Source organism: Streptomyces muensis (assembly GCF_021474425.1).
In the GTDB taxonomy this organism is placed as follows: domain Bacteria; phylum Actinomycetota; class Actinomycetes; order Streptomycetales; family Streptomycetaceae; genus Streptomyces; species Streptomyces muensis.
In genome coordinates this window covers 1-10821 of record NZ_JAKEIP010000270.1, presented here as the reverse complement: position 1 = coordinate 10821, position 10821 = coordinate 1, and the positions used below count along the sequence as shown (strand labels likewise).

Annotated in this window: 9 protein-coding genes and 1 pseudogene; 6 read left to right on the top strand and 4 right to left on the bottom strand. The window is 70.1% G+C overall.

The genetic code is table 11. From position 1 onward, the window contains the following. From L0P92_RS36965 to L0P92_RS36945, 5 genes are all read left to right on the top strand, one after another. Positions 1-1016, top strand: a 1016-nt coding sequence (locus L0P92_RS36965; protein WP_234767443.1) for a serine/threonine protein phosphatase, incomplete at its 5' end; no start/stop codon positions are given. Further along, complete coding sequence (locus tag L0P92_RS36960) at positions 1013-1930, top strand: protein kinase domain-containing protein (RefSeq protein WP_234767442.1); 918 nt, start codon at positions 1013-1015, stop codon at positions 1928-1930. The genes L0P92_RS36965 and L0P92_RS36960, both read left to right, overlap by 4 nt. Before the next feature lie 18 nt (positions 1931-1948). Continuing rightward, a complete protein-coding gene (locus L0P92_RS36955) occupies positions 1949-2659 on the top strand; it encodes a vWA domain-containing protein (RefSeq protein WP_234767441.1) in 711 nt (236 codons plus the stop codon). Next, the gene (locus L0P92_RS36950) at positions 2656-3096 is read left to right on the top strand and encodes a hypothetical protein (protein ID WP_234767440.1); all 441 of its coding nucleotides are present in this window, start codon (positions 2656-2658) and stop codon (positions 3094-3096) included. The genes L0P92_RS36955 and L0P92_RS36950 overlap by 4 nt, the downstream gene beginning before the upstream one ends. Before the next feature lie 228 nt (positions 3097-3324). Continuing rightward, positions 3325-4062 (top strand): hypothetical protein, encoded by a 738-nt coding sequence (locus L0P92_RS36945; RefSeq protein ID WP_234767439.1) that lies wholly within the window; start codon positions 3325-3327, stop codon positions 4060-4062. Positions 4063-4101: 39 nt separating this feature from the next. Here L0P92_RS36945 and L0P92_RS36940 read toward each other — a convergent pair whose 3' ends face one another. Further along, positions 4102-5676, bottom strand: a complete 1575-nt coding sequence (locus L0P92_RS36940; protein ID WP_234767438.1) for a sodium:solute symporter family protein — start codon at positions 5674-5676, stop codon at positions 4102-4104. 126 nt (positions 5677-5802) lie between these two features. Then, positions 5803-6588 carry an SDR family oxidoreductase gene (locus L0P92_RS36935; protein WP_234767437.1) on the bottom strand — a complete coding sequence of 262 codons (786 nt, stop codon included), beginning with the start codon at positions 6586-6588 and terminating at the stop codon, positions 5803-5805. A 76-nt stretch (positions 6589-6664) separates the two neighbouring features. Here L0P92_RS36935 and L0P92_RS36930 point away from each other — a divergent pair, with 76 nt between their 5' ends. After that, positions 6665-7519 carry a hypothetical protein gene (locus L0P92_RS36930; protein ID WP_234767436.1) on the top strand — a complete coding sequence of 285 codons (855 nt, stop codon included), beginning with the start codon at positions 6665-6667 and terminating at the stop codon, positions 7517-7519. A gap of 18 nt (positions 7520-7537) precedes the next feature. Here L0P92_RS36930 and L0P92_RS36925 read toward each other — a convergent pair whose 3' ends face one another. Further along, positions 7538-9394: a DUF8823 domain-containing protein gene (locus L0P92_RS36925; protein WP_234767435.1), complete on the bottom strand. Its 1857-nt coding sequence runs from the start codon at positions 9392-9394 to the stop codon at positions 7538-7540. A gap of 200 nt (positions 9395-9594) precedes the next feature. Then, positions 9595-10821 (bottom strand): annotated as a pseudogene (locus tag L0P92_RS36920) (serine hydrolase); the annotation flags it as partial.

Below are 10821 nucleotides of genomic sequence, written 5' to 3'. Positions count from 1 at the left end.
CCCCTTCCCTCCACCCCGGCCACCTCACCTGGTCCGCCACCCACACCCGCCTCCAGACCCTCACCGTCTGGACGGAGCGCCGCCCGGGACACGGCGAGGACGCCGAGCCGCTCGCGGTCCATCACCGGCCCACCGGAAACGGGCTGTTGGCCGTGTTCGACGGCGCGGGCGGGTCCGGAGCCGCCCCCGCGTGGCACGCGCCCGACGGAGTGACGCACACCGGTGCCTGGGTCGGGGCGCGCAGCGCGCGGCTGGCGGCGGAGTGCTGGTTCCAGGGGGTCGTCGACGCCGAAGTGCCGGACACCCCCGAGCGGTTGAAGCACTCCCTGCGGGCCGTGCTGGACGCGGCGCCCCGCGGGACACGGAGCAAGGTCACCGGCTCGATGCGCCGGTCACTGCCCACCACCATGGCGGCGATCCGCTACCGGGTCGGCGACGAAGGCGTCCGCTGGCAGGCCCTCTGGGCCGGCGACTCCCGGTCGTACGCCCTGCTTCCCGGAACCGGTCTGCACGCCCTCACCCGGGACGACACCCACGAGGACGACACCCTCGCCCAGCTCCGCCAGGACCCGCCGATGACGAACGTGATCTGCGCCGACCGCGACTTCGAACTGACCGCCCAGCAAGGCGAGTTCGGCGAACCGTGCGTGCTGCTCGCCGCGACCGACGGGTTCTTCGGCTATGTGCACACCCCCGCCCAGTTCGAGTGCCTGCTCCTCGACACGCTCACGCGGGCGCACAGCGCGGGCGAATGGGCCGAGCTGATCCGTGGGGCGATCCAGCCGGTCACGGCGGACGACGCGTCGCTCTCCCTCGTCGCGCTGGGCTTCGACGACTTCGCGCGGCTGCGCGGCGCCTTCGCCGGACGCCACGACAGCCTCGTACGCAGCGGATACCGGGACGTCCCGGCGGCCGACGGTCCGGGCGGTCCCGACGCGGTGCGCGACTGGCAGGACCGGACCTGGGAGTCCTACCGACACACATACGAGCAGCTCATGCCGGGGGTACGCGAGTGAAGCGGGGCGATGTGATCGGCGGGTACCGGGTCGTCACCGACCCCACCAACGCCGACGGCGGCAAATGCGTGTGGGCCTTCGCCGAGAAGGACGGCAGGGAGTACTTCCTCAAGCGGTTCCTCGAACCCAAGCGTCCGCGCGAGGGCGGCGGGGGCAGCGCCGCGAGCCGGCGCATCCGGCTGGAGACCTGCCGTGAGTTCGAGGAGCGGCACCGCGACATCATTAGGCGGCTGCGCCCCGACGCCAGCGGCGCGGGCAACCTGGTCCTCGCCACGGACTTCTTCCACGCGGGCAGTACCTACTACAAGGTCACCGAACGCATCGACACCGCCAGCCTGGAGCAGCCGCACTCGCTCGGCCCGAAACAGCGGGCGGTGCTGCTGCGGACCCTGGCGACCAGCCTGCGACTGCTGCACGACATCGAGGTCGTGCACGGCGACCTGAAGCCGGCCAACGTCCTCGTGCAGCAGCGTGAAGGTGCCGCGTTCCACACGGCCAAGCTCATCGACTTCGACGACTCCTACCTCTCCGGGCAGCCACCGGCCCGGGAGGACATCGCCGGCGACTCGCTGTACGGCGCGCCGGAGTGGCGGCGCTACGTACAGGGCGACGAATCCGTCGGGAGCGAGCGGCTGACGACGGCCGTGGACGTGTTCGCGCTCGGCCTGATGACCCACGTCTACCTCACCGGTGCCCTCCCCGCGTACGACAGCCGTTTCGGATCACCGGCGGACGCGGTCAACGCGGCCGCCCCGCTGACCGTCGACGACCGCCTCGCCACCTCGACCCAGGCGCTGATCACGGCCATGACGTCGGCCGACCCCGCCGACGACCAGCCAGCCAGGTCGTCCAGGGTCCGCATCAATCTCGGTCACCGCCGAGACGGCCTTTCCCGCAACCGATCCACCCCGTGACCGAGAGGACGCACACGCATGAGCGCCGAGATCGAGAAGTACCAGGGCAACCTCCAGTACGCCGTCGACATCGTGATGTGCATCGACGCCACGGGCAGCATGCACCCCGTGCTGGACATCGTGAAGAACAGCTCGCTGCAGTTCCACCAGCGCCTCGACGAGGTGATGGCGAGGAAGAGCAAGGAGATCAGCCAGCTGCGGCTGAAGGTCATCGCCTTCCGGGACTTCGGCGACGACCCCTCCGACGCGATCGAGCAGACGGACTTCCTGCGGCTGCCCCAACAGGTCGCGGAGTTCGAGAAGTTCGTACGGGGCCTGCGGGCGACCGGCGGCGGTGACATCCCCGAGTCCGGCCTGGAGGCGCTGGCCCTGGCGATCAACTCCCCCTGGGAGACCGGCCTGGACCGGCGGCGTCACGTCATCGTCATGTTCACGGACGCGCCCGCGCACCCGCTCGGCACGGTGGGTGCCTCGGCGCAGACGTATCCGCGTGACATCCCGCGCAGCATGGACGACCTCTTCGAGCAGTGGGGCTACGCCCGCAGCCAGACGGCGGTGATGGAGCAGTCGGCGAAGCGGCTGGTGCTGTTCGCGCCGGAGGAGGAGCCGTGGAAGGAGGCCATCGGGGAGGAGTGGGACCTCACCCTGCACTTCCCGTCCAGGGCGGGCGAGGGCCTGGAGGAGTTCGAGATGGACGAGATCATCGAGACGATCGCGAACAGCCTGTGAGGTTCCAGGTGCAGGGCGCGGGCGTCCGGCTCGACCACGACCGGGGGTGGCTGGTCCTCACCTGGGGCCCGGCCGGCAGCACCGACGCGCAGCTGATCATGCCGCCCGACCGCTGTGTCTCGATCCACGGCCGGTCCGCCGGGCACGGGACGAACCTGAGCCTGGCGTTCCGGTTCCGGCCCTCGGAGGAGAGCGGCACCGAGGTCACGGCGGAGGTCGTCGTCGGCCCGGACGGGGCCGAGCGGGCCTGGCAGTTCGCGCAGTGGTTCGCCCACCAGTACGGCGTCCAGGACCTCTCCGCCTCCTGGTGGGACCTCGAACCGTCCACCGCCGAGCGCGAGGAGGCCGACCGGAACTGGCTCAGCGCCCCCGTCTCACCGGCGACCCGTGTGCTGCTCCGCTCGGTCATGGCCCGCCTGACCGTCGCGGACACATGACCCGAGGGAGCCACCATGACCGGGCCGACGTGGCAGTGCTCGGACTGCGACACCTTCAACGACGCCGCGGCGCGGGTGTGCGACGTCTGCGAGACACCCCGGCGCGCGGCGCCGGCGCCCGCGAGGAAGCCGACGCCGAAGCCAGCCCCAAGGCCGAAGCCGAAGCCGGCGCCAAAGCCAAAGCCGAAGCCCGCGCCGAAGCCGACACCGAAGCCCGCGCCAAAGTCGGTGCCGAAGCCGAGGCCGTCGCCCCGTACCGGCATCGACCTGTTCGAAGCAAGCTCCCCCCTGGCAGGCCTGGGCTGGGTGTGCCCCAACTGCGGTCACCGAATCGTCGGGTACCTCACCTGCGACCTCTGCTACACGGCCTGGACCCCCGAGGCGACGACGACGGTGCGCGGGCGGCCGCTGTCCGGCACCACCCCACGCCCGGTGCCCACGCCCGCCTACCGGAAGCCGACATCCAGGGAGCCGACCCCGGGAGAGGTGGTCGCGGGATGCGGCTGCATCCTGTTCATCGCGGCCGCCCTCGTCACCCTCGTCGTCCTGCTGATCCTCAACTGGTCGACCGTGACGTCGTTCCTGACGGGCTCCGGCTCCTCGAAGGGCTCCGCGACCCCGTCCCCGACGGTCTCCGCGAGCGGCCCCTGCCCGAAGGAGCTGGCCGCGATGCTGCCGAAGGGCACGGCACCGGGCGCCAGGCTCGTCGCGGCCTACAGCAGGGAGAACGTGAAGGACCGGTACGCCTTCTGCCGTACGAAGGCCGGGAAGCTCTACTACTTCATGGCGAAGAAGACCGGCGCGTCGTACGGCAGACCCACGGTGGCGGTGAAGTCCGGAACCGGATACCTGGTGCGTTTCCCCGACAGCAGTTTCCGGTTCCGGGACCTGGAGGTGACGGCCTACGACGAGGACGACAAGGAGCTCTGGAAGGAGAAGCTGACCGCGGAGGCCACCGCGGACTGACGGCCGTGGGCCAGTCCTTCCCGCGCGTCCGGACAGGCCCTAGTCCTTCCCGCGCGTCCCCACCGCGTCCTCCACCGGCCCCGTCGGCGCGGGCACCGCGGCCGCCGCTGCCCCGTCCCCGTCGGTGTTGATCTTCTCCACGATCGCGAGCCGCTCCGGGGTGTCCTCCGGCTTCACGTAGCCGATGAGGATGTACAGGACCAGCGACACCGCCAGCGGGATGGACACCTGGTACTGCAGCGGCACCCCGCCGTCGATCTGCCAGCTGATCGGGTAGTTGACCAGCCAGAAGGCGAGCAGGCCCATCGACCAGCTGGTGAGCGCGGCGGTGGGTCCGGAGCGGCGGAACGGCCGCAGCAGGCCCAGCATCATCGGGATCGCCATCGGCCCCATCAGACCGGCGACCCACTTGATCACCACGGTGATGATGTCCTTGAAGGTGGGGGAGTTGATCTGCGTGGCCGCCGCCATGGACAGGCCGAGGAAGACGACGGTCGTGATCCGCGCGACCCGCAGCCCCTGCCCCTCGGTCCAGGTCCGCGCCCGGCGCCAGATCACCGGTGCGCAGTCCCGGGTGAAGACGGCGGCGATGGCGTTGGCGTCGGAGGAGCACATGGCCATGGTGTGCGAGAAGAAGCCGACGATGACCAGGCCCAACAGGCCGTGCGGCAGCAGCTGTTCGGTCATCAGGCCGTAGGAGTCGGAGCCGTCCGGCTTCTGCGACTCGACCAGCAGCGGCGACATCCACATGGGGAAGAACAGCACCACCGGCCAGACCAGCCACAGGATCGCCGACAGCCGCGCCGAGCGCTCGGCCTCGTAGGGGCTGGCCGTGGCCATGTAGCGCTGGGCCTGGTTGAGCATGCCGCCGTTGTACTCGAAGAGCTTGATGAAGAGGAAGGCGAGCAGGAACACCGTCCCGTACGGCCCGACCAGCGGTTCGCCGTGCCCCTGCAGCTCCGGCCGGTCCCAGGCGTCGAGGAAGCCGATGCCCTTGTCGTTCAGCTTCATGATGACCGCGACGAACATCGCGACGCCGGCCAGCAACTGGATGACGAACTGCCCGAGTTCGGTGAGCGCGTCGGCCCACAGACCGCCGATGGTGCAGTAGATGGCGGTGATGCCGCCGGTGATGAGGATGCCCTGGTTGAGGGAGACCCCGGTGAACACGGACAGCAGCGTCGCGATGGCCGCCCACTTCGCGCCCACGTCCACGATCTTCAGCAGCATGCCGGACCAGGCCAGCGCCTGCTGGGTCTTCAGGTCGTAGCGGTTCTTCAGGTACTCCAGCGGGGAGGCCACATGGAGCCGTGAGCGCAGCCGGTTGATGCGCGGCGCGAACAGCTTCGAGCCGATGGCGATGCCGAGCGCGATGGGGAAGGACCACGTCACGAACGACGTGACGCCGTAGGTGTAGGCGATGCCCGCGTAGCCGGTGAACATCACCGCGCTGTATCCCGACATGTGGTGCGAGATGCCGGACAGCCACCACGGCATCTTGCCGCCGGCGGTGAAGAAGTCGCTGACGTTGTCCACCCGTTTGTGCGACCAGACGCCGATCGCCACCATCACGCCGAAGTAGCCGATGAGCACGGCCCAGTCGAGACCGTTCATGTGCGCCCTCCCAGGGTTCAGCCCGGCGCTCATCCTGGGCGCTGTCGCGTGAACACGACAAGCGAGCGTAGGGTCAAGGGGAGGTAAAAATGTTCGACATGAGGGCCTGCGTTCACCTACATGAACTCATCGCATCAGCTCCCCCGCGTTGACCAGCAACGACTGCCCCGTGAGAGAGCGTGCCCTGTCCGACGTCAGGAACACCACCGCATCCGCGACATCCCCGTCCGTGGCGAGATCGGGCAGCGCCATCCGTCCGGTCAGCCGCTTCAGCACGTCGTCCTCGGGCACGCCCTCCGTCTGAGCCGTGAACTGGACGAACGCCCGCACCGGAGGCCCCCACATCCAGCCCGGCAGCACGGTGTTCACCCGGATCCGGTACGGCCCGAGCTCCCGCGCCAGCGAGTACATCGCGCTCGTCAGCGCCCCCTTCGACGCCGCGTACGCCGCCTGCCGCACCTGCGAAGGCGCGGCGACCGAGGACTGCGTCCCGATGAAGACGACCGAGCCCCCGCGCTCCTTCAGGGCCGGCAGGCAGGCCCGTGTCATCCGCAGCGACCCCAGCAGGTTCACGTCGATCACCGACTGCCAGGTGGTGAAGTCGGCGTCCTCGAGACCGCCGAAGTAGGAGTCCCAGGCCGCCACATGGACCACCCCGTCGATCCCCCCGAACCGCTCCCGCGCGAGCGCCGCCAGCGCCTCGCACTGCCCCTCGTCCGTGATGTCCGTCGCCCGGTACGCCGTGCGCGCCCCGTCCGGATCGATCTCGGCCGCGCACTTGGCCAGGTTGGCCTCCGTGCGCGCCCCGAGGACCGCGTTCCCGCCGTCGCGCACCACCGCGACGGCGACCTGGTGACCGAGCCCGGCGCCCACCCCCGACACGACGACGGTCTTGCCCGCGAGCAGTGTCATTCCGCTGCCTCCCGACTCTGGACGCAATATCTGACGGCCCGTCAGAGTATGGGTGACCGCAGGAAAGGGGAACCGCATGAGCGAGGACACCCGCGGCGAGGACACCCGTAGCGAGACGTATGCCGAACTGGCCGCCGTCGGCCCGTACGGCGTCCACCCGGGCCACGCCCTGATCACCATGGTCGAACCGCACCCGGGCCACGAGTACGCCTACAACCGCTGGTACGAGGACGACCACTACTACGCCGGCGCGATGGCGATGCCCTGGATGTACTCCGGAAGGCGCTGGGTGGCCACGCGCGACCTCCAGCTCCTGCGCTACCCGGAGAAGTCGGCGATAGCCCAGCCGGTCACCGCCGGCTGCTACATCTCCACGTACTGGATCACCGCAGGCCGCTACGCCGACCACATGCGCTGGACCGTCGCCATCAACAAGCGCCTCAACCGCGACGCCCGCGTCTACCAGGACCGCACCCACGTCTTCACGGCGTTCCAGGACCACGAGGCCACCGTCTACCGCGACGGCGCGGCGGGCCCCCGTGACTTCCACGCCCTGGACCACCCCTACGCGGGCCTGGTGGTCCAGGTCATCGACGCCCACTCACCCGAACAGCGCGCCGACCTCCTGGAATGGCTGCGCGCCCGGCACCTCCCGAAGCGCCTGAAGGGCTCCCCGACGGCGATGGTGACGATCTTCCGCCCCACCCCGCTCCCGCTCGACCGCATGTCGTACGTCAAGCAGGTCGAGGGCGTGGACACCCGGCTGACGCTGCTGTGGTTCGTGGCGGCCGATCCCAGGGAGTGCTGGGAGGAGCACTTCACGGGACTGGACACGGCGGTCGAGGAGTCCGGTCTGGGGAGGGTGGAGCTGATGGCACCGTTCGTCCCGACGATCCCGGGGACGGACAGGTACGTGGACCAACTGCGCTGACCGGTCAGGCGACGCCGCTCAGCGCCACTCCTCCGGACACGGCGTCCCCCGCGAGAAGTTGTACGGCGCCGCCAGCCGGTACTCGCCGGCCCGCGGAGCGACCAGCATCGTCCACTTGTCGCCGTGCGCGTCCTCCTCCGTCTCCATCAGACAGCCGTTGACGTTGGCGTACGACTTCGGCAGGCCGTCGGCACGGTTCTCGGACGCCTCCGTCTCCTGCGGCGGGTCCAGCTTCTTGCCGTCGGCGTCGACCAGGCCCAGCCAGGGCGAGTACGGGATGCGGATGAGGACGCGGCCCGGTTTGCTCACCCGCATCGTCATCTCGCCCTGCTCGGCCCGCTCGACGACCGCGTTCGGCTCGGCGAGCGGCGCCGGGTCGGTCATCTCGAACAGCTGCCAGTTGGCGTCGCCCCACACCTGCTTCAGATACGGCAGCCCGCGCCGCAGCAGTTCCCGCTCGCGCTCGGCGCCCGTGGGATCCGGCTCGTCCTTGGGCAGGACCACGAAGTGCACGGCCCAGCGCCGCAGCCACTCGTGATAGTTCGCGGAGTTCAGGGTGTCGTCGTAGAAGAGCGTGTTGCGCTCCATGTCGGCCTGGCGGTTCCAGCCGCGGGCCAGGTTGAAGTACGGCGCGAGCGCGGCGGCCTCGCGGTGGGAGCGGGCCGGCACGACCTCCACCCGGCCCTTCTCGGCGCCGACCTCCTGCAGCTCGTTGACCAGCGGGGCCAGCTCGCGCGCCCAGGACGCCTCCGGGGCGGCGTGGATGATGTCGTCGACCGTCTTGTAGCCGATCCACCCGGCGAAGGTCAGCAGCGCCAGCACCCCCGTGTACCACTTGCGCGAGCGCGGCACCGTGAAGGGCAGCGCGGCCACCAGGGCGGTCCCGCCGAACAGCATCGCGAGGCGGGTGATGTTGGAGCCGATCTGCGAGCTGATCACCCAGACCAGGACGACCGAGAGCCCGTACACCGCGGACACCAGCCGGATCGTCTTCCAGTCCTCGGGCACCAGCAGATAGGTGACGACGGCGATCAGCAACGGCAGCAGCACCGAGCCGATCACCATCGGCTGGGTGCCGGAGAAGGGAAACAGCCAGGCCGACACGGCCACGACCGCGGTCGGCGCCAGGCCCAGCGCCCAGGCACCCGGCCGCCGCTTCTGCAGGAACAACGCCACCGCCACGAAGCCCACGAACAGCCCCGCCACCGGCGACGCCATGGTGGCGAGCGCGGCCAGCGGCGCGGCGCACAGGGCCTTCGCCCAGCGCTTGTAGCGCCAGCGGTACGGCCAGCAGAACACGACGGCGACCGCGCCGAGCGCGAACATCGTGCCGAGCCCGAAGGTCACCCGCCCCGAGATCGCGTTGCACACCAGCCCGAAGACCCCGGCGAGCGACGCCCACAGCGGGTTCTTCACGGAGCGGCTGCGGATCAGGACCAGCGTCAGCAGTCCGGCGGAGATGGTGCCCGCGATCATCATCGTCGTACGGACACCGAGGACCGACATCAGATACGGCGACACCACGCTGTACGACACCGGGTGCATCCCGCCGTACCAGGCCAGGTTGTACGCCGAGTCCGGATGCCGGCCGACGAACTCGGCCCAGGCGTCCTGCGCGGCGAGGTCGCCGCCGCTGCTTGCGAACGTGAAGAACCAGATGACGTGGAGGAGCCCGGCCAGTGTCGTGATCGACAGCACCGGGTGACGCAGAAGACGCTCACGCAGGGTGTGGACGGCGGCGGTCAGACGTGACGGCGGCCCGTCCTCCGTGCGGTTCGGGCCGTCTCCCCGGCGTGGCGCGGGTACGCGTATTCGCGGACCGGCTCCCCGTCCCGGATCGGCGTCGTCGGCGCGTGTCGGCTCCGCAGTGGCCACTTGTGAGGCACTCCCCGTGCTGTCCCGTCTTCTTCTGTCCTGGCCGCGTCCCGTTTCCCGCGTGTTGTCGGCCCAGTACCTGAAGGTTCTCCGGTCGTGCCTTGTGAGCGACGACCTGCCCGTTTCGTGACGCTAGCACGCAGCCCGCCGACAAGGCCTGTCGGCGGGCTGCGGTGCCGTGCTGCTTCGCCTCTCCCGGGTCAGGCGAGGCGGGTCAGCTTGTCCGTGAAGCCCGGCTCGGCCAGGTCCGACTGGAGGGCCACCGGGATCTTGACCGCGCCGCTGCTGCCGTCACCCACGGTGAGCGTGCCCACCTCGGTGCCGGCCTTCGCGGTGTGCGGCACCTCGCCGGCGGCGAAGGTCAGCTTCACCTTCAGACCCGACCAGCCGACCGCCTTGACGTCCTTCGTCGCGACGACCGGGGTGCGGCCGCCGAGGCCGTCGTCGACGTAGCCGACGACATCGCCCTTCTTGAGGATCGTCGCCGACTCCAGCGCGTCCTGCGCGGCGCGGATGAGCTTGTCGCCGGAGTCGAGAGCGGCGGCGAGGATGCCGCCGCCCGCGTCCGGCTGGCGCACCACGGCGCCTACGACGGTCCGGGTCTCGCCGCCGATCTCCTTCTTCGCGGCGAAGACGAGGTTGCCGAGGGCGGAGGTGGTGGTGCCGGTCTTGATGCCGACGACGTTGTTGCGGCCGACCAACTGGTTCCAGTTGCCGTGGTTGTGGCCCTTGTAGTCGTCGTACGACATCATCGCGGCGACCTCGCGGAAGGCGGGCTCCTTCATCGCCGCCTTGGCCAGCTTCACCTGGTCCACGGCCGTGCTCACGGTGGTGTTGTTCAGGCCGGAGGGGTCGGTGTACGTCGTGTTCGTCATGCCGAGGTCCTCGGCGGTGGCGTTCATCTTCGCCACGAACGCCTTCTCGGAGCCGGCGTCCCAACGGGCGAGGAGCCGGGCGACGTTGTTCGCGGATGCGATCAGGATGCTTTCCAGGGCCTCGCGCTGGGAGATCTGGTCGCCCTTGGTCACGTTGACCGTCGACTCCTGGCCCGCGTCGGACTGGTCCTCGGCGGCCTGGTCGATCTCGATCTTCGGGCCCTCGGCGCCGCTGGCGAGCTTGTGCTCGCGCAGGATGACGTACGCCGTCATGACCTTGGCGACGCTGGCGATCGGCACGGGCTTCTGGTCGCCGGAGGAGCCGAAGGTGCCGATGCCGTCGACGTCCAGGGCGGCCTGGCCGTCGGCGGGCCACGGGATGTCGACCTTGGCGCCGTCGAAGGTGTAGGTGTCCTCGGCGGTGAGGTCGAGGGTGGGGGTCGGGAGCGGGCGCATGCTCTGTACGACCGCGAAGACGATCGCGAGCAGCAGCACCAGGGGGGTCCAGATCTTGACCCGGCGGATCGCCGTGCGGACGGGGGTGTCCGGGGG

Excerpts from the sequence above, each read along its gene's own strand:
- L0P92_RS36930 (WP_234767436.1), top strand. The coding sequence starts at position 6,665 with ATGAGCGAGGACACCCGCGGCGAGGACACCCGTAGCGAGACGTATGCC.
- L0P92_RS36940 (WP_234767438.1), bottom strand. The coding sequence starts at position 5,676 with ATGAACGGTCTCGACTGGGCCGTGCTCATCGGCTACTTCGGCGTGATG.
- L0P92_RS36955 (WP_234767441.1), top strand. The coding sequence starts at position 1,949 with ATGAGCGCCGAGATCGAGAAGTACCAGGGCAACCTCCAGTACGCCGTC.
- L0P92_RS36935 (WP_234767437.1), bottom strand. The coding sequence starts at position 6,588 with ATGACACTGCTCGCGGGCAAGACCGTCGTCGTGTCGGGGGTGGGCGCC.